Source organism: Zhongshania marina, from assembly GCF_002915595.1.
Classification (GTDB): Bacteria; Pseudomonadota; Gammaproteobacteria; order Pseudomonadales; family Spongiibacteraceae; genus Spongiibacter; species Spongiibacter marinus_B.
Genome location: NZ_PQGG01000019.1, coordinates 281083 through 300297, shown reverse-complemented (window position 1 = coordinate 300297; position 19215 = coordinate 281083). Strand labels below are relative to the sequence as shown.

At 47.5% G+C, this 19215-nt stretch carries 15 protein-coding genes; 10 read left to right on the top strand and 5 right to left on the bottom strand.

What is annotated here, in order from left to right:
- Positions 1 to 52: 52 nt before the first annotated feature.
- Entirely contained in the window at positions 53 to 1396 is a 1344-nt protein-coding gene (locus tag C0068_RS09200; RefSeq protein ID WP_103682823.1) for an IS1182 family transposase, read from the top strand.
- 221 nt (positions 1397 to 1617) lie between these two features.
- On the opposite strand, the gene C0068_RS09195 is transcribed toward C0068_RS09200, so the two are convergent.
- Positions 1618 to 2739 carry an acyl-CoA dehydrogenase family protein gene (locus C0068_RS09195; protein WP_103684189.1) on the bottom strand — a complete coding sequence of 374 codons (1122 nt, stop codon included), beginning with the start codon at positions 2737 to 2739 and terminating at the stop codon, positions 1618 to 1620.
- Between the two features lie 49 nt (positions 2740 to 2788).
- Complete coding sequence (locus tag C0068_RS09190) at positions 2789 to 3979, bottom strand: acyl-CoA dehydrogenase family protein (protein WP_103684188.1); 1191 nt, start codon at positions 3977 to 3979, stop codon at positions 2789 to 2791.
- 295 nt (positions 3980 to 4274) lie between these two features.
- Here C0068_RS09190 and C0068_RS09185 point away from each other — a divergent pair, with 295 nt between their 5' ends.
- On the top strand, positions 4275 to 5024 hold the full coding sequence (locus C0068_RS09185; RefSeq protein ID WP_103684187.1) for an SDR family NAD(P)-dependent oxidoreductase: 750 nt from the start codon (positions 4275 to 4277) through the stop codon (positions 5022 to 5024).
- A gap of 100 nt (positions 5025 to 5124) precedes the next feature.
- Positions 5125 to 6612 (top strand): glycerol kinase GlpK, encoded by a 1488-nt coding sequence (glpK, locus tag C0068_RS09180; RefSeq protein ID WP_103684186.1) that lies wholly within the window; start codon positions 5125 to 5127, stop codon positions 6610 to 6612.
- 33 nt (positions 6613 to 6645) lie between these two features.
- Here the strand turns inward: glpK and C0068_RS09175 are convergent, their stop codons facing one another.
- A complete protein-coding gene (locus tag C0068_RS09175) occupies positions 6646 to 9408 on the bottom strand; it encodes a putative bifunctional diguanylate cyclase/phosphodiesterase (protein ID WP_103684185.1) in 2763 nt (920 codons plus the stop codon).
- A gap of 290 nt (positions 9409 to 9698) precedes the next feature.
- Positions 9699 to 10397, bottom strand: coding sequence for a DUF1499 domain-containing protein (locus C0068_RS09170; RefSeq protein WP_103684184.1), 699 nt, complete (start codon positions 10395 to 10397; stop codon positions 9699 to 9701).
- Between the two features lie 169 nt (positions 10398 to 10566).
- Between C0068_RS09170 and C0068_RS09165 the strand changes: the two genes are divergently transcribed.
- From C0068_RS09165 to ung, 3 genes are all read left to right on the top strand, one after another.
- Positions 10567 to 11343: a glucose 1-dehydrogenase gene (locus C0068_RS09165; RefSeq protein WP_103684183.1), complete on the top strand. Its 777-nt coding sequence runs from the start codon at positions 10567 to 10569 to the stop codon at positions 11341 to 11343.
- Between the two features lie 21 nt (positions 11344 to 11364).
- Positions 11365 to 12057: an EthD domain-containing protein gene (locus C0068_RS09160; RefSeq protein ID WP_103684182.1), complete on the top strand. Its 693-nt coding sequence runs from the start codon at positions 11365 to 11367 to the stop codon at positions 12055 to 12057.
- Between the two features lie 68 nt (positions 12058 to 12125).
- On the top strand, positions 12126 to 12797 hold the full coding sequence (gene ung, locus C0068_RS09155; RefSeq protein WP_103684181.1) for a uracil-DNA glycosylase: 672 nt from the start codon (positions 12126 to 12128) through the stop codon (positions 12795 to 12797).
- Between the two features lie 12 nt (positions 12798 to 12809).
- Here ung and C0068_RS09150 read toward each other — a convergent pair whose 3' ends face one another.
- Complete coding sequence (locus tag C0068_RS09150; protein ID WP_103684180.1) at positions 12810 to 13652, bottom strand: MerR family transcriptional regulator; 843 nt, start codon at positions 13650 to 13652, stop codon at positions 12810 to 12812.
- A gap of 259 nt (positions 13653 to 13911) precedes the next feature.
- On the opposite strand from C0068_RS09150, the gene C0068_RS09140 reads away from it, so the two are divergent.
- The 4 genes from C0068_RS09140 (at position 13912) to C0068_RS09125 (ending at position 19214) form a co-directional block, all read left to right on the top strand.
- On the top strand, positions 13912 to 16386 hold the full coding sequence (locus C0068_RS09140) for a TonB-dependent receptor (RefSeq protein WP_103684178.1): 2475 nt from the start codon (positions 13912 to 13914) through the stop codon (positions 16384 to 16386).
- Between the two features lie 97 nt (positions 16387 to 16483).
- Positions 16484 to 17149 carry an SRPBCC family protein gene (locus tag C0068_RS09135; RefSeq protein WP_103684177.1) on the top strand — a complete coding sequence of 222 codons (666 nt, stop codon included), beginning with the start codon at positions 16484 to 16486 and terminating at the stop codon, positions 17147 to 17149.
- Between the two features lie 209 nt (positions 17150 to 17358).
- Positions 17359 to 18216, top strand: a complete 858-nt coding sequence (locus tag C0068_RS09130; RefSeq protein ID WP_103684176.1) for a metal-dependent hydrolase — start codon at positions 17359 to 17361, stop codon at positions 18214 to 18216.
- Positions 18213 to 19214 carry an alpha/beta fold hydrolase gene (locus C0068_RS09125; protein ID WP_103684175.1) on the top strand — a complete coding sequence of 334 codons (1002 nt, stop codon included), beginning with the start codon at positions 18213 to 18215 and terminating at the stop codon, positions 19212 to 19214. The genes C0068_RS09130 and C0068_RS09125 overlap by 4 nt, the downstream gene beginning before the upstream one ends.
- Position 19215: the final 1 nt, after the last annotated feature.

The following is a 19215-nucleotide window of genomic DNA, read 5'->3' as shown; positions in this document are numbered from 1 at the left end:
CAGACTGCTGACAAAGTCCTCGCCAAAGCGCGAGGATTTTTTATAATGGGGCATGCTAAATACTCGACCGCAAACCCAATCCTCGATGGAGTTCGTCTGTATTGACGAGCTAGTCCCCTCAGACCACCTGCTGCGCAAAGTCGATAAACATATCGATTTCAGCTTTATTCATGATCTCGTCAAAGATCTCTACTGTGCTGATAACGGGCGACCAGCTTTAGATCCAACACTACTCTTTAAGATGTTGTTAGTTGGCTACTTATTCGGTGTTCGCAGTGAGCGCCAGCTGGTTCGCGAAGTGCAAGTGAACGTCGCTTATCGTTGGTTTTTAGGTTTAAACTTAACGGACAAAATCCCAGATGCCTCTACATTTAGTCAAAATCGTCGCAGGCGGTTTAATGAGTCAGGTGTATACCAACAAATCTTTGATGAAATCGTTTTGCAGGCAATATCAAAACGACTGGTATCAGGAAAGCACCTCTTCACCGACTCGACCCACCTAAAAGCCAACGCCAATAAACACAAGAAAACCAAAGTTCAGGTCGCCGCCTCTCGTCAAGATTACATGGATGCGCTTGATAGCGCTGTAGAGGAGGACAGATTACGCCACGGAAAAAAGCCGTTAGCGCCGACAACGAAAGCGCCAGTCACCAGAGAAATAAATAAAAGCACTACCGACCCCGACAGTGGCTACATGGTACGAGATGAAAAGCCTAAAGGGTTCTTTTACTTAGATCATCGAACAGTCGATGGTAAATGCAACATCGTTACCGATGTTCACGTTACGCCGGGGAATATCCATGACAGTGTGCCTTACCTGAAGCGGCTAGACCGGCAAATTAAGCGCTTTGACCTACCAGTAGAAGCAGTAGGACTAGATGCGGGATACTTCACCTCAGCCGTTTGTAAAGGCATTGAAGATCGAGGACTGTACGGTGTAATGGGCTATCGCCGCCCCACGCATAAGAAAGGTTATTTCTACAAACGTGAATATCAATACGATGCCGATAGCGATACCTACAAGTGCCCAGCGGGTCAACAGCTCATCTATAAAACCACTAATCGGGAAGGTTACCGCCACTACCAGTCAGATCCACGTATTTGCCAACACTGTGAGCATCTATCACGCTGTACCAGGAACGCAAAGCAGGTAAAAACGGTTACCCGCCATGTTTGGGAAGCGAGCAAGGAGCGGATTAATCAGCACAGGCTAACATCAGAAGGGAAAGTTATTTATAAGAGGCGAAAAGAAACCGTTGAGCGAAGTTTTGCAGATGCAAAACAGCTTCATGGTTACCGCTATGCACGTTATAAAGGATTAAACCGTGTTCAAGGCCAATGTTTATTGGTAGCTGCCGCCCAAAACATTAAAAAGATAGCACTGATGGCAGCGTAGGCCATTTTGTCGTTTAAAACCTCTGAATTAGCACCCTAAAAGCCGACTAGAAGGCGATTTAAGCACCTTGGTGATTAATTTGGGGAATCGCCTAAATTCTATGCCTGTGTGAGAACGAGCCGTAGAAACGACAAACCCCAGTAAAAATACGGGGGTTTGTCAGGGATCTGAGCCCCGCAAATTTTTGCGGGGCTTTTTTGTTTTGATTAATCAGTACTACGTTAATATCCACATAAGCTAGCGTAGCGATCGCGATGAAAATGGCTGTTGCCGAGAATTTGCGTAGCAACCCGAGAGCGCTTTAGAAAAAAGCCAATATCTAATTCATCGGTGACGCCAATACCACCATGCATTTGCACGGCTTCGTTGGTGATTAATTCAAATACGTCGTTTAATCTGGCTTTGGCAAGACTTGCTAATTGCGGTAAGTCTGCGCGTTTTTCGTCTATCGCAGATAGCGCATCTAAGACCACAGACTTAGATAATTCTAGCTCGATAAACATTTTTGCGGCGCGATGCTGCAATGCCTGAAAACTGCCAATTTTAACGCCGAATTGATCTCGCTCTTTTAAGTACGCAACGGTGCGCTCGAAACATTCGCTGGCAGCGCCGAGCATTTCAGCGGCGAGGCAAATGCGTCCGTAGTCCATCGCGGTGTTGAGAATATCTTGTCCCTGCTCGGCATTGCCAATGAGGGAAGATGCTTTAACACGCACGTGATTAAAGCGTACTGTGGCCGCATTTCGGCTGTCGATGAGGTGATGGCGACGGCGTTCGATGCCATCGGTATTGGCATCGACGATGAATAGACCCGTGCCAGTTTGCAGGCGAGTAGCAACAATTAGGTAGTCGGCACTGTGGCCATCTAGCACAAATAATTTTTCGCCATTAATAATATAGTCATCGCCGTCAGCTACTGCGGTGGTCGCAAAGTCAGATGGCTGATGGTGAGGTTTTTCTTCTAAAGCTAGAGCTAGGCTCAGAGTGCCCGCAGCAATTTGCGGTAGGAAGGTAGATTTTTGTTCTTCGCTACCACCTTCAATAATAATGGTTGATCCAAGTACCACGGTTGAGAATAAGGGGGAGGCGGCGAGGGTGCGTCCGGATTCTTCAATGACCGCGCCAAGCCCCATATAACCAAAGTCTAAGCCGTCGTAGGCTTCTGGTAACACCATGCTGGCCCAGCCAAGCTCAACCATTTGCTGCCAGTGGTTTGGATTAAAGCCAAGCTCATCTTTTTGATCGCGCAATTCACGTAATGCGGCTACCGGCATTACCCGTGCTAAAAAATCTTTGGCGGTATCTTTGAGCAAACGCTGCTCTTCGTTTAATACCAATGTCATGTCCGTTCTCCGGTTTATTCACGGTCTATATAGGGTGTGGAGTTGGGTCCTATTCGGGAAGACCCAATACCCGCTTGGCGATAATATTCATCTGTACTTCTGATGTGCCGCCGGCGATGGATAGGGCTTTTGAAAACAGCCAGCCGCGGTTTGTCAGCAGTTCATCGTCGTTAAATTCAGTGTCGTTCCAGCCCAGTGCACGGTGGCCTAGTATCGCCATCAATACTTCTTCTTTGCGTTTACTTTCTTCGGTGCCAACATATTTCATAATGAGCGGTACGTTGTTGTCTGCAACACCGTTCATACGTTCTTCAAAGCTGCGAAAATGCGTGAGGCCAATCGCGCGGAATGCCATTTCGTGGCTGACTAGCTGCTCGCGCAGGCCGCGGTCTGCTAATTTTCCGCTGCTATCCAATCCTACGTATTCAAGCGCCGCCTGTACCGGGCCAAAACTTGGGCCAGGGGTGTCGCCACCAATTTCGGCCATCAGTTTACGCTCATGCTTTAATAGCGATTTGGCAACCGACCAGCCCTTATTAAGCTCGCCGATAAGATTGCTCTTAGGCACTTTTACATTGTCAAAAAAGGTCTGGCAAAACTCTGACTCACCGCTGATCAGTTCAATGGGTGTGGTAGATACGCCGGGGTCATCCATGTTTATTAACAGAAAGCTAATACCTTCCTGCTTCTTGGCGCTGGGGTCGGTGCGAACTAAACAAAATATCCAATCTGCTTTGTCGGCATTGGTCGTCCAGATTTTCGCGCCATTCACTAAAAAGTGGTCGCCCTTGTCTTCTGCCCGGGTTTGTAAGCTGGCGAGGTCAGAGCCTGCACCCGGTTCTGAGTAGCCTTGGCACCAACGCACTTCGCCGCGGGCGATTTTAGGGATATGTTGTTGTCGCTGTTCTTCGGTGCCGTATTCAAGAACCGCCGGCCCGAGCATCCAAATGCCTAAATCGAAGAGTGGTGTTCTACAGCCTAAGCGCTTCATTTCTTCTTTTAAAATTTTGGCTTGACGTTCATCTAGGCCACCACCACCTAATTCAACCGGCCACTCTGGCACGGTCCAACCTTTGTCTCGCATGCGTTCAAACCAAAGCTTGGCGTCGTTGCTGGGAAAAGTTTTATTTTTTCCAGCCCACACTTGTTCGTCGCGGGTAATAGGGCGGCGCTGTGACGGCGGACAGTTTTCTTCTAGCCACGCGTGGACTGTTTGTCGAAATTGATCGAGATCGCTCACGTCGGTCTCCTTAAAAGGTTTGGCATAGGCACAAAATTTAGTGTTCGCATATAGCCCCACTCAAGGGTGAATGGGCTGGCGATTACGGTGACTTCAGCTTAGCCGACGCGGTTTTAAAGACAAGGACGAAACACGTCACACGGACTATCAAAAGCGGTCATCGAGGCGCTTGGATAGTTAGCTTTCTGCAATTTAATTGATGTCATCCGTTGGGGGGATAGACTAGCTTGGTCAATGTCTGCGATGTTAGGCCATCCGTGTAGATCCTTGTCAGAACATAATAATAGGTAAAAATATGAAGCGATTTGAAAATAAGGTTGTGCTGATTACTGGCGCGGGTTCTGGTATTGGTCGCGCCAGTGCGCTGCGTTTGGCCGAAGAGGGCGGCAAAGTCTGGTGTACTGATATTAACGAGGCTGAAATCAATACCCTTGTTGATGAAATAAAATCAGCGGGCGGGGAGGCTGTTGCTTATCGATTTGATATTGGCGAAGTCGGCGCGGCAGAGCGCTGTGTTGATGCTTGCGTGGCTGAGTTTGGCGGCGTGGATGCAGTGGTGAATATGGCGGGGATTTTACGATTCTCGAACTGCCACGAGCTTGAGCAAAACATATGGGATCAAATCATCGCCATTAATCTTACTGGCACTTTTATGTTGTGTAAGGCGGTGTTGCCTGAGCTGCTAAAAACCAAGGGAAATATTGTCAATGCCGCATCTACTGCGTCTTTACAGGGTTTGCCCTGGGGCGTGGCCTACGCTGCAAGCAAAGGCGGTGTGTTGGCAATGACCCGCAGCATTGCTGTTGAATATGCAAAACGGGGTGTGCGGGCAAATTGTGTTTGCCCAGGCGATATTAATACCAATATGGCTCAGGGGGTTACATTTCCGGCAGATGCAGATTTCAATTTACTGAGCAGAATTACTTCCTTGACTGGCGCGAAGGGGCCTGAGGTGGTTGCTGGTGTGATTGCCATGCTAGCTTCTGAAGATGGTTGCCATATCACTGGTGAACATATTCGGGTCGATGGCGGCATACTGGCGTAAATACTGATACATATCGTTATAAAGCTAGCTAAATTCTGGTCGTCTTCTTTAGTCTCTGCCATCATAGCGTGGTAACGAGTTATAAGGAGACGATTTCCCAATGGATACTTTTATTCTGGCGGTTGACCAAGGTACTACCAGTTCGCGTGCAATTGTTTTTAATGCCGGCGGCGAAATTTGTGGTGTTGGTCAGCAGGAATTCGCACAGCATTATCCGCAAGATGCATGGGTTGAGCATGATCCAGAAGAAATTTGGGAAACAACTTTAAGCAGCTGTCGAAAGGCAATAGAGAATGCGGGGATATCAGCAAGCGATATCGCCGGAATTGGTATTACAAATCAGCGTGAAACCACCATTGTGTGGGATCGTAAAACCGGCGAAGCCGTTTATCCTGCGATTGTTTGGCAGGATCGGCGCACCGCAGCGCGCTGTGCTGAGCTAAAGGCTCAAGGTGTTGAAGATATCGTTTCTCGGCGCAGTGGTTTACTGCTCGATCCGTATTTTTCTGGCAGTAAAGTTGCTTGGATACTCAATAATGTTGCTGGCGCTAGGGCGCGTGCAGAAGCCGGTGAACTTGCCTTTGGTACGGTAGATAGCTTTTTACTTTGGCGTTTAACTGGCGGTATGCAACACGCGACCGACGCGACAAATGCATCGCGGACATTGCTATTTAATATCCACTCTCAGCAGTGGGATCCTGATTTGTTAGCGCTGTTTAATATACCCGAGTCAATGTTGCCGGAGGTAAAAGACAGTTGCGATGACTATGGCCGCTGCGACAAAAAATGGTTTGGCGCTGACATTCCCGTCTGCGCACTGATCGGAGATCAGCAAGCAGCGACGGTAGGTCAGGCATGTTTTGAACCAGGTATGGTAAAGAGTACCTACGGTACAGGTTGTTTTGTGGTGCTTAATACTGGGGCGACGGCGCTGCGTTCGGAGAATCGCTTATTAACCACGGTTGCATATCGAATTCGCGGCGAGGTTTGCTATGCGCTGGAAGGTAGCATCTTTGTAGCAGGGGCAGCGGTGCAATGGCTGCGTGACGGCTTGCATTTAATTGGCTCAGCGTCTGAAACTCAAGCCTTGGCAGAAAGCGTAGAAAGTTCCAACGGCGTGTATATGGTGCCAGCATTTACAGGCTTAGGTGCGCCGTATTGGGACCCTGATGCTAGGGGCGCTATTTTTGGTTTAACCCGTGACACGGGGATTGCACATATTGCGCGCGCAACCTTGGAGTCGGTGTGTTATCAAACCCGCGATTTATTAGAGGCCATGCGTGGCGATGGCGCAGACTTTGAAACCCTGCGGGTTGATGGCGGTATGGTTGCGAATAATTGGGTTGTGCAGCGTTTGGCGGATATGTTGGATTGCCGGTGCGAGCGCCCGCAGGTGACTGAAACAACCGCCTTGGGAGCAGCCTATTTAACCGGGCTTCAATTAGGCATTTACCAATCTTTGGAAGAAATAGCTGAATTGTGGCGCTGCGAAAGTGGTTTTGATCCGGCTATGAATGAGGTCGATAGGGCGCGACGCTATACGGGTTGGAAGAATGCGGTGTCTAGGGTGCGTAGCACAGCTTCGTAATACATGAAGTAAGAGGAGGGCTTTTGGCCCCCGTTATTTGCGAAGATGTAGTGACAGGTCCAGTGCACTTATCGGCATCGGCCGACAGATATAATAGCCCTGAATGTATTCAACGCCGATGTCCCGCACTATGTCTAAGGCTGCACGGTTTTCTACGCCTTCCACAATAACTTTTTTGTCAAGGCTATGGCTCATTTCAACCATTGATTTTACTAGCACGCGGTCTTGCTCGCGCTCGTGAATAAAGCGAATAAATGATTGGTCGATTTTAATATAATCAACTGGAAGTTCTCGCACATACTCAAAGGATGTGAAGCCAATTCCGAAGTCGTCGAAGGCGATTTTGGCGCCGATGGATTTAAAGTGATGAAGTAAATCGTGGGTGACGGCAAGGTTTGAAATCGCATCGGTTTCAACAATTTCAAAAATCAATCGATGCGGGTTTGCGCCAGTTAAGTGAATTAATTCTTCTATACGTTGCTTGAAGTCTGCCTGTTCTAAGGTGGGGGCGGTTACATTTATGCTTAAACCCGTGGTGATACCAGACTCTTCCCAAAGGCTTTGTTGGCGCATTGCTTTTTCAATGACTGAGTAATCGAGTTTAGGCAACAAGCCCGACTCAGACGCTATGCCAAGAAATTTGGCGGGGGCAATAAATTGCCCCTCGTCGTCGAGCATTCTTACCAAGCATTCGCAGTGGCTAATACGGTTGCTGCTGAGATTAAGAATCGGCTGATAGAACAATACCAAGCGGTTTTCATTCAATGCGGAAACAAGCTGCTCTTTCATTTGATATTTTTGGTGGCGAGAGGAGCGGCTGGTCTCTGCGTCGTCATCACTAGCGTAAAATAAATGCCCGCGTAGCTTGTTCTTTACCCGTAGCATGGTAGAAGTGGTATTCGATATGAGCTCGTCGATACCACTTAAACTGTCGTGGTAAGAGTCAACGACACCAGATAGGCAGACCTCTTCCTCTTCCTCTTCGTCGCCAAAGCGGAATGTAAAGCGCGTTAAGTGATCTAGGCAAAGGTCTTTAGTGCTCGCCTTCGATGCCTTGTCATGGTGAATTAGAGCGCAAAATTCCCCAGAGCCCGTGCGCGAGATAAGCGTATCGGGTGGCAGGGACGTATATAAATGGGCGGCAAAATCATTGAGCAGTTTATCGCCAGCGTCAAAGCCGTGGCGGTCGTTAAAGGTGGCGAAATCGTCAATATCTAGCATCAGTAATTCGATCAGCGACCGTGTTTGATTTTTGCTGATGTAATTATTTGCGTCTTCGGTAAAACTGCTGCGGTTTAATAAACCGGTTACACGGTCGTGTTGTCCTAGCCAGCGCAAGCTCTCGGTAGCTTCGCGACGCTCGGTGACATCAATCCCTAAAGAAAGTATTTTAAGTTCGCCACCGACCTGTAGGCTGCTGTGGGTCCACAGAAAATCCAGCTTGCGGCCGTCGGCCGTGTAAAAGGTGGTTTCGCCTTGGGTTTTATTTCCTTCGCGGTTTAGTAGCGGTCTGAGTGAAATACTCAAACTTTTATTTTGGTGCCCGTCTCGAATCCAGGTATTGATATTTGCCGATGGCGGTGACTGTTCTTTTAAACCGGTTAATTGGCGCCCGAGTTTGTTTATATTGCTAATATTGCCGTTAACGTCGTGAATTAGAATGGCAAGTGGAGAGCTGTCTAGCAGGGTTTCATTAAAAATCTTGGCCTCGGTAAGTGCCTCAATTTTTTGCGCTAGTTCGTTTTTATGATCGTTTACAATTTGATCCATGCTGTCGAGTGAATCAATCATCTTGCCGAGGGTTGTAACTAGCACGTCAATTTCGTCATTCCAGCGCGGCGTAGAATCTAATTTTTTGAGTGACTGTCTTGCTTCATTGAATCGGCCATGGGGGAGCAGGGGGAGAACCTTGGTTAACTCCGAAAGACGCTTTAGCGATGGTCTTAAAATTAGGGTAATGAGACCGAGTATAATCGCTAAGGTAATAAGTGAGGTTAGAAAAATATCTTTTACTGATTGAAAGTCCCGTTCGTAGACCTTGGCGTGATCTAATAAAATGAGCGCGTAGAGATGGTCGTCTAGATTGGTGTTTAATGGAAACACCCGCGCGCTATGGGAGCTGCTTTCGTCAAAAAAGCCTTTGTTTATATAGTCCGTAAAATCAATGTTCGCAGCTAATTTTCGCAGTATATCCTGAGTTTTGTCGCTGTGGCTTGCTAGTAGAAGCGTCGGTGCCGTCGATAGCTTTTGGGAGTCGGCCATCGATATTATCGCGATTTCAGCGCCGCTGATTTCAGCAAAACCCTTGATTAAATACTCGGCTGAGCGGTTTAGATTGACGACGTAGGTTTGTTCGAGGCTGTCTTTTATGGGGATATAAGCCCGCTGATAACAGCTAGTGTCGCAGTCTATGAAGGCAATCGGCGCTGAGCTGACGTGGTCTTTCGCATTTTTGGGGATTGTCCCCGGTGCTGAATTGGCTCCCTCAGTTATTGCTAGGGCGTGGCCGCCGGGGGAGTAATACGCCACTGAGTCCAAATTCACTAGCATTGGCATGCTATTGGGTGAGTTTTGATCGGCGGTTAAAAAATCGCTAACTGCAGGATTGTGGGCTAGTCGAAGCACTTCATTGTTCGAATGACGAATGAATGCGCGAAAGGTATTTTCGAGTTGTAGAAGATCGTTGTGGATGGTTTCGTGGTTATGCGCGCTGATTTGGGTATAGGTGTAGTAACCGCGGGCACCCATGACGAGTGCGATTGCTAGAAAGAGTGCGCCGCTGAGCTTGCGTTGCAAGCCAAGGTATTTGCCTTTGCTGGCAATTTGGCTTGGCTTTGGCTGTGATGCATTTTTTTTCAGAATGATAATCCACCCTAGATTGTTATTTTTTGCGTTCTATTGATAGCGGATATAGGTTTTCAGTAGCAAAGGCTTGATCTGCCAAGTGTATTTCTGACCACGTTTCATAATGCTTTTTTGGAACGTTGCGGCACATGGTAAAGCTTTTAGTATCACTGGGTAAATGCGTATTTTAATAGAAATTTTAAGTGTGATTAAAAGCAGCGAAATTATCCTAGCTACTGGTATTAGTGTAGATATTCTTCGATAAATAGCTTGATGCGCTTAGCGTTTTCGCCTAGGTCGCCTTTTCCAACCCGCGAAGCGGAGCGGAGGTCAATAATTGACCCGCTTGAGGTTTGAGTAATACGAATGACGATGTCGTCGGTAAAGCCGAACCAAAAGCTGTTCACTGACGCTTCAATATGGCCTTGTTCTTGGTAATAGACATTCCATCCGAGTTGTTCCGCTATTGTTATCGCCTTGGCTTGGGCCTTCTCCTGCGGGTAAATAGACGGGAAGCTATGAATATTTGGATACGCCTGTTGCTGCAGCTCGCGGTTTTCAGCTGTGTATTCGAGACTATTGTCGCTGGGTTCTCTCTGCTTTAAGGCCATAATAAATTGCGGCGGGTTTTGCGTATCGGTACTGATGTCGTGAATCAGTGGTGTGCCGGCACCGCTATAAAGGCTGAGACTAAAAAATATAATAGCGGGCAGTGCAATGATAGATGCCAAACTTAGCTGACGCCTGCCCGCCGCACTTGCGGTGCGTCTAGTGAATAGGGCCGCCGCAAAAATGCTGCTAAAGCTCAGCATGCCGGCAAGACTGAACATAAGTAGCCCAATTTGAAAGTGGAACCAATGGAGTCGAACCCCCGCAGCGCCAAGTAGTAATAATACTAGCGAAGCAATGGCGACTTTATAGCTTATAGATGGGATATTCATAGTGGCTCCAAGTGGGCGTCTAGCTAATCTTACCAAAGGGTAATTAGTCTGCGCTTTTTTTTTGCACAAATGCGTGATTTACTTGCAGTTAATAACCTGTAACTAGCTGGCCTTTGCGCGGCAATGTTGCGGCTAGTATCTAAAATCCAATAACAATTAAGAGGTAATTATGGGCCGTGTTGAAGGTAAGGTTTGTATAGTGACGGGTGCCGCTAGCGGTATGGGTAAGGCCGACGCTATTTTGCTGGCAGCGCAGGGTGCCTCAGTGGTACTTACTGATTTAAATGAAAAAGATGGTCAGGCGGTTGCCGATCAAATCGGTGAACGCGCTATTTTTCTCAAGCATAACGTCACCAGTGAAGAGGATTGGCAGCGGGTGGTGAATACCGCCGTTGAGCGTTTTGGACGTCTCGATGTTTTGGTGAATAACGCCGGCATGATGACCCTTGGTAACGTTGTTGATTGTAGTTTGGAAGATTATCGCCGTGTTAATGCGGTAAATAGCGAGGGTGTGTTTTTAGGCTGCAAAACGGCCATACCGGCGATGGAAGCCTCCGGCAATGGCGGTTCTATCATTAATATGTCGTCGGTTGCGGCTATGCATGGTATGTCATTTGTTGCCGCCTACAGTGCCAGCAAGGGGGCAGTGATGGCTTTAACGAAATCCGTAGCCTTGTATTGCCGCGAAAAACGCAATGGCATACGTTGCAATTCGATCCATCCAGACGGTGTAAAGACGCCGATGGTCTTTAAAGTAGCGACTGGCCAAGAGAGCGCGACCCGCGAAGAGATTGAGTCGTTGTCTACTGAAGCAAACCCCATGTGTGAGCCTGAGGATATTGCGTCATTGGTACTTTACCTTGCGTCGGACGAGTCGCGCTTTGTAAATGCTGCTGAGATGTTAATTGATAATGCCTCAACTGCGACGCCACCGATTGGTATTTAACTAGCAAGGGGCGGCTCTGCAATGCGTAAAATTGTGTATTTAATGTGGTCTGACTCTAGTGATGAGCATTTTGCGCGTGCACTTCATCAAGACTTAATGCCGCTCCTTGGTGATATTGCGGGCATAGCGCGGAGACAATTAAATATTCCCGATCGCGATGTCGATGCCGCATCGGCATTGCGAATGGAAAATAGCGCAGCGGCCTTCGACGCTATGTGCAGTGTTTGGTGCACGGATGCGGTAGATGCAACATTATTAGATAGTGCTATTCGCAACTTCTGTGTGCAATTTAGTCGCTACCATGTCGAAGAAATTGAGCGCTTGCCAAATACTCAACATCCTTCAGAAGCTGGCGTGCGCACCCACGGTTTTAGTCAAGTCGCACTACTTCGATGCCCTCAAGGTATGAGCTATGATGCGTGGCTGGCGTACTGGCAAAATACTCACACTGCAATTGCTTTAGAAACCCAATCAACATTTCGCTATGTTCAAAATATTGTCTCTGAGGTGGCTGGCGAAGATGTTAGCTGCTATCACGCGATTGTTGAGGAGTGCTTTCCGGCACTGGCGATGACGGACCCTGCGGTATTTTACAATGCGACGGGCGATAGCAAAAAGCAGCAAGATAATATGAAACGTATGATTGATAGCTGTGTGAATTTCATCGATTTCGATGAAATTGACGTCGTGCCTACTAGCGAGTATGTCTATTAATTTTTTGCTATGCTGGCCGCCAATAGTTTTTTGATTGAGCGGCAGGATATTGGTGGCAGAGCAATAGTATGGCAATAATTATTGAGCCCTCATGGCAGCGTGTGCTTGCTGAACAATTTCAAGAAAGCTATTTTCAAAATTTATTAGGCTTTATTCAAAGCCGCAAGGCTGCGGGTGCGAAGGTGTACCCCCCAGAGGAGCAGTGGTTTTCGGCCTTAGAAAATACACCTTTTGATAAGGTTAAGGTCGTTATATTGGGGCAAGATCCCTATCACGCAGCCGGTCAAGCACATGGCTTGAGTTTTTCTGTATTGCCTAATACAAAAATACCCCCGTCTTTGCGTAATATTTATAAAGAACTTCAAACTGATGTGGGTGTAGAGATACCAACACACGGTTATTTATTGCCTTGGGCAGAGCAGGGCGTACTGTTACTGAATAGTGTTTTAACAGTAGAAGAGAGCGCAGCGGGTTCGCATCAGAGCAAGGGTTGGGAGTTATTCACCGACGCGATAATTCAAGCATTAAATCAGCGTCGCGAGGCCTTGGTGTTTTTGTTATGGGGTAGCCATGCGCAAAAGAAGGGCGCTTCAATTGACCGGCATCGGCACTTGGTTTTAGAGGCGCCGCATCCTTCACCGCTGTCAGCACATCGCGGCTTTTTTGCCTGTCGGCATTTTTCAAAAACAAACGCCTATCTTGAGGCGCGCGGTCAATCATCAATTGATTGGGGGTTGTAAAACTCTTTGAATTTAGCCTTTGCTTGGCACGTCTTTTGGTAAATCTTCCATAATCGATTCTAAGGTATCCGCTAGGAATTCACTTGCGGCAATTTCCATTGCGCGCCCGAGTTCGGCGTCGACGACCTTTTCGGCGAGTGGCCGCAGGCGCCAAATCAATTCTGCAATTTTGGGAAGCTCTTCAGGTGGCGGCAGTTTTTGTTCCGCATAGGGTTCAAGCACGTGTTGAGAAATTAATTTTACGAATTCATTTGCAACCCGTTGTACATTGCCCCGCATCATTCGCAAGATATCTAATAATTCGTCTAAGGGAATACCCGTGGCACAAAGCTCCTCGGCAACTTTTAGCGTATTCATGCTCGAGACTCGGAGCTTGGTCCCTGAGATAGTAAACAAGCCAAGATCGTGTGCCGTTTTTACCGCTGACGGAGTCAGTTTGGTGCCAAACATTTTGGCTAGCTCAGTTATGGCAATGGTTGTGGGTGACTCGTTTGTCCAGGGCGAGTTTAGGGCGGACTCAATACCGAGAACTTCGCTAAGGCCGATGCCTTCTTCAAGTGCCGCGATGAGCTCGCGTATGCTAGAAAGGGTATAGCCTCGATCAAGGAGGTTGGCGATAAGACGAAGGCGAGATAAGTGAAAATTATTGTAAACGCCTTTTCTACCCTGCAGCGCCGGAGGGGGGAGTACCCCCCGGTCTTGGTAGGCGCGAATATTACGAACTGTGGTGTTAGCGGCTAATGCTAGCTCTTCGACAGAGTAGTCGCGCTGATGTTCTGCCTGAGTTTCGTTCGTAAATCCATTTTGCGGCAGTAGCTGGGCCATGCTGCTGATGGTGTCTTCTGGAAATTTCATGCTTTTCACCGCGCTTGACGCCCTCGAAATTAAATAAGCCTTTCATGTAACGGGTTGATTTTATTTGGCAATTTTTACCAAAGCGCTAGCTAAATGCAATGTGCTTCGGCGCACCTTGGCTTATATATTCGTTCGAGCTTCAATGGTGTCAATGTCAACATTTTCTTGACATGCGCTAAGGTGCCAATTAATGTCTCATCAACCGCTGTTACATAGTGGTGTGTAGTATAACAATAAAATTGATAGCAGGTCTTGAATTATGGGTAGTCGCAATACGTCCGTCTCTTTTTGTTTGTTGGCCATGACTTTGGTGCCAGCGGGGGCTATTGCCGCCGTTTTAGAGGAGGTGGTGGTCACGGCCCAGCATCGAACTCAAAGTCTCCAAGATGTTCCGGTTTCGGTTAGCGCCATAGGTGGCGAGAAAATGATGGAAGCGGGTATCAACCGCATGGAGGATCTTCAGGCCTATGTACCCAATCTCACGGTAACCGAGAGCGGTATCAGTACGGATATTTTCATTCGCGGTATTGGTACCGGAATGAATCAGGGGTTTGAGCAATCCGTGGGCATGTATGTGGACGGCATTTATTATGGCCGCGCTCAGCTCGCAAGAGCACCATTTCTGGATTTAGCTCGAGTAGAGGTTCTGCGGGGCCCGCAAAATATTTTGCATGGAAAAAATAGTATTGCCGGTGCGGTGAATTTGATTACGGCTAATCCATCGGATTATTTCGAGGCCTTGTTTTCTACGTTGTATGAGCCTAAGTATGACGAGAAAGTTGCCGATATTATGTTGTCTGGCCCTGTTACCGATAACTTAGGTTTGCGATTCTCTGCCCGTCTGAGGGAGTATGGCGGTTTTGTTGAAAATATCTTTTTAGATCGCGATGAACCTCAATATGATCAGGCGACTTTTAGATTAAAAGCGGCTTGGGAAATTGATGATAAAACGACGCTGCTAGCTAAAATTGAAACAGGTAAGTTCGATAGTTTGGGACGTCAGGCTGAAATTGTTAATGACGAGCCTTCAACTTCAAGTGTGTTTTTGTTTACCGGTAAAACGGAAGCAGAGATTTTGAATAACACCCAATTTCCTGGGGTGGTAGACGTCAATATCGACGATTCGGTTTTAAATAATTATCAAGATTTTAAACGCACGTCTAATGGTGATTATAGTAATAACGACACCTTAAATTTGACCGCGAATTTAACTCGCGTTACGGATAGTGGGCATGAATTCACAGCGATAACTGGGTTTTTGCAATACACCTACAGCGACCTGTGTGACTGCGATGCGACTGCCGCAGAATTGTTTAAATTGGCATTGGGGGAAGATTACACCCAGTACAGCCAAGAGCTTCGTTGGGTGTCGCCGGCAGATCAGGATATTGAATATATTGGTGGTCTTTACTTCCAGCGCAATGAACTCGATTTCCGTGACAAGCTAATTCAAGACTCAGCAACGGTTGTGCAGCTGCTCAATGCAGCTGACCTTATGGAGGCGGGCGCGCGAGGTGATATCGATCCACTTCAGTTAAGTGGTACCCCTGAAGAGGTGCTTGGTGTTGGTGATGCAGGTAATGCGGTGGCGAATATTACTGCGCCCCGTAAATTTTTAAGTACCTCCAATATATTTTCTGCGTTTTTACAAACCACTTTCCATTTTGGCGACAGCCTTCGTTTGACCTTAGGTGGACGCGGAACCCTTGAGCAAAAGACCGGTAGTCGTAAACTTGAGTTTGCCGATCTAGACGGCAATATTCTGCCAATAGGTGAGGTAGATACAGTTTCTGCGATCACCTTCTCTGCCGAGCGCCACGATCTCAAAGGGAAGAGAACCGAGAAATCCTTCTCGCCACTGCTGAATATTCAGTGGGATTATTCCGACGAGGGCATGGCTTATTTTACCGCGACCAAAGGTGTTAAAGCGGGTGGTTTCGATGCCCGTTCTAATATGTCGCCAAGCACAGACCCTACGCCGCGAAATCCAAATGCACTGATTGCCAACCAACAGGTCTTGGTGGGTACATTTGAGTACGAAGAAGAAGAGGCCACCAGCTTAGAGCTAGGTTTGAAAACGGGACTCTTAGACGGCGCAGCCGAATTCAATATCGCCGCGTTTTATACCCAGTATAACGATCTTCAAATTAGTCTTTTTGATGGCACCCTCGGCTTTAATGTAGGTAATGCGAAAGAAGCCATTACCATGGGTATTGAGATGGATGGCCGTTGGCAGCTTACTGACTATCTCAGCATTGGCGGCGCGCTAGCGATACTTGATTTTGAGTTTACTGATTTTAAAAATGGTCAGTGTCAGCAGGATCAAGTTCCCACCTCGGAGGACGGTTTGTACTGTGATTACACCGGCATGAGTAATCAGTATGTGGCGGATTGGTCGGGCACCTTTCTTGTTGGTTATGTGCGTCCTATTAGCCCCACAATGGGTATCGGTATGGGCTTGGATTTCGTATTTACCGATAATTACAACCCTTCTTCCAACCTCGATCCACGGGTTGAACAAGATGCCTTTGTTAAAGTGAATGGTCGTATTGGTATTGGTCCCATCGATAAGCAGTGGGAATTGGCACTGGTCGGCAAAAACTTAACTGACAAAGTGGTTGTGGTGTATGCGGCTGATACCCCGCTGTCCAAGACTATTTTTGGCGCCACAAGCCATACCGCCTTTGTAGAACCACCGCGTTCGATTGCGATGCAATTTACTTACCGTATGTGATGTTGCTGTTTATGCAAATAAACCCGCTGTTTGCTGATGTTGCAAATGGCGGCATGCTGAACAATCTAATCTGTTTGATTTAAAAGGCTGGGGCGATATGAAAAAGCTAGTAGGTCAATGCTTGCTGCTACTTGCATTTATGGCAATGAGTTTGTCGCTGGTGGCTGCTGAATGGCGGCTGGAGAAGGATGACGACGGTATTCAGGTTTTCACACGAGCGGTTGAGGGTTCTGACTACCGAGCGTTTCGCGGTGAAACCCTTATAAATGCAGAGCTGAATCAATTGATGGCGGTATTAGATGATACCGAGGGCTTTGTGCATTGGATGTTTAAGTGCAAAAGTCCAAAGTTACTTTATAAAGCGAGTTTATTGGATCGCTACCAGTATTTGATTAATGACTTCCCGTGGCCTGCGGCTGATCGGGAATTGATTTTGCGTAATGAAATCTCACAAGATCCCGTCAGTCGTATTACCACTGTAAAGCTCACCGGCGTTGATATTGATTCACTGCCAGCCAATGCTAAAGCAGCGATGCCTCCAAAAGTGGAGGCGGTGCGAGTAGAAGAGCTTGAGGGCTTTTTCGAGTTAAGCCCCATTAGCGATACCCAAACCAAGGTGGTTTTTCAATTGCACTTAAATCCAGTGGGTTCGCTGCCCTCTGGCTTAGTGAATGCCATGATTGTTGATAATCCATTCGAAACCTTAAAAGCGCTACGTAAGCGCGCTGCTTTACCCGAATACGCTAACTTCAACCCCTTCTGATTGGGGCGGGTATGGCCTTCCCACCATAAGCCGCTGATGGCGCGTATAAGGCCAGTTCTATTTAAAGAAATCTGGCTTGGCGTAGTGATTTTCTGTGAATGACCTAACTCTAAGAAAGGTGTTCGAATTTACTTGACATTATTTGATGTCACGCTTAGTGTGACATTAAGTGATGTTACATAATAAAATGATTCATAAAGGAGTGCTTTATGAAAACGATAGTCCAGCCAGTACGCCGTAATCTTGAATTCCATTTGCCAAAAGATCGCATAGGTGATTGGCATGCAGGTGGTGCTCACATTAGTCATTTCTTTAATGCTTTGTCGATATTCTTCCCAGACGGTGAGCGCTTCTTTATTGATAGTGTGCGTCACTATCGAGATCGCATTCATGACCCCGAGTTAAAAGAGTCGGTGAGAGGATTTATTGGCCAAGAGGCAATGCACGGTAGAGAGCATGAAGAGTATAACGACGCCTTGGTCGCAAAGGGGCTGCCTGCAGACCGCTACGGCCGTATTGTCATCCGCTTACTGAAATTTCTTACGCGAATTACGCCAAAATCCATGCAGTTAGCCACCACAATTGCATTGGAGCATTTGACGGCGATTCTAGCCAATATGGTGTTAAGCGAGCCGCGCAGTTTAGAGGGCGCTGAGCCACGTTACGCCGCTATATGGAAGTGGCATGCGCTGGAGGAAACAGAACATAAGGCCGTCGCTTACGATGTCTATCAGCAGGTGTTGGGTGGTGGCTTGCTAGGGTATTTGCATCGTTGTGTGGCACTGCTTGCCGCGACATTTATCTTTTGGATGATGGTTATCCCATTTCATATTGGTTTAGTTCGCCGTGAAGGCCAACTCTTCAATATTCGAGGCTGGTTCAAAGTGGCAAACTTTTTATGGGGATCTCCGGGTGCATTGCGTCGAGTGATTCCTGATTGGTTGGATTACTTTAAGCCGGGTTTCCATCCATGGGATCACGACAACGCGCATTATTTAGCAGAGCTTGACACTCTTGCTGAAGAAGTGGGTGCCTACGATGGGCAGGCCGCGGGTGCAATGGCATGAATAGCGTGAGTGGCGTCGCAAGGATAAATGATGCAATTTTGGCTGAGCTTGACGACATGCGTGCGCGTTATATGGCGACACCATTGGCGAATATTGATCACAGCAAACTAGCGAAGTGGCGGCCCAAATTTACTTTATGGCGATGCTTACAGCCGTTGATGGAAATACAAGTTGGCTTGAAGCGTCGAGTTGAGCAAGTCGGTGACCACAAAATTTGCTACTGGGCGGGCGGTAATAGTGCTGGGCCGGTGTTGGTGCTGCTGCATGGCTTTGGTTCAAGCAAAGAGAATTGGAGCTTTTTGGCGGCAAAATTGCGCCGCGATTACTACCTGCTCATTCCTGATTTGGCGGGGTTTGGCGATAGTGACTTTAATCCAGATGCGGATTACCGAATGGCTGCGCAAGCAGATCGCATTGCGCAGTGGTTGAAGCAGCTTGGTGTAGAAAAGGCCCACGTAGCCGGCAGTTCAATGGGGGGAGCAATAGCCGCACAACTTGCATCGCGTCACGCCCAATTGGTTGACACTCTGTGCCTAATGAATGCTGCGGGTGTGCCAGGTAGGCATTTAACGCAAATGGAGAGTGGGATAGCAGCTGGCGTAAATTATCTTGCTCCTACACGGGCTAGGGATACCTATTTAGTTTTCGCTATAGCCTTGCATAGACGGCAAAGAATGCTTGGCATGTTGTTAGGCTTTTTTATGGCTGGCGTTATGAGTCATCGTAAAGTAGTAAACGATTTTATATTTTCGCAATTAATAGATTCCTTAAAAGATACTTATTTAAACCTTGGCGCGATTAATGCGCCGACTTTGGTGTTGTGGGGGGATTCTGATCAAGTGTTAGATGTGAGCTGTGCTGATCAATTTTGCGAACAAATTAGTGGCGCAAAGGCAATGATTTTACCGTCGGTAGGTCATTTACCTATGCTCGAAGCCCCGACTTTAACTGCGCGAGTCTTGGGTGACTTTTGGCGTGCCGGAACGAGAGTGATATAGA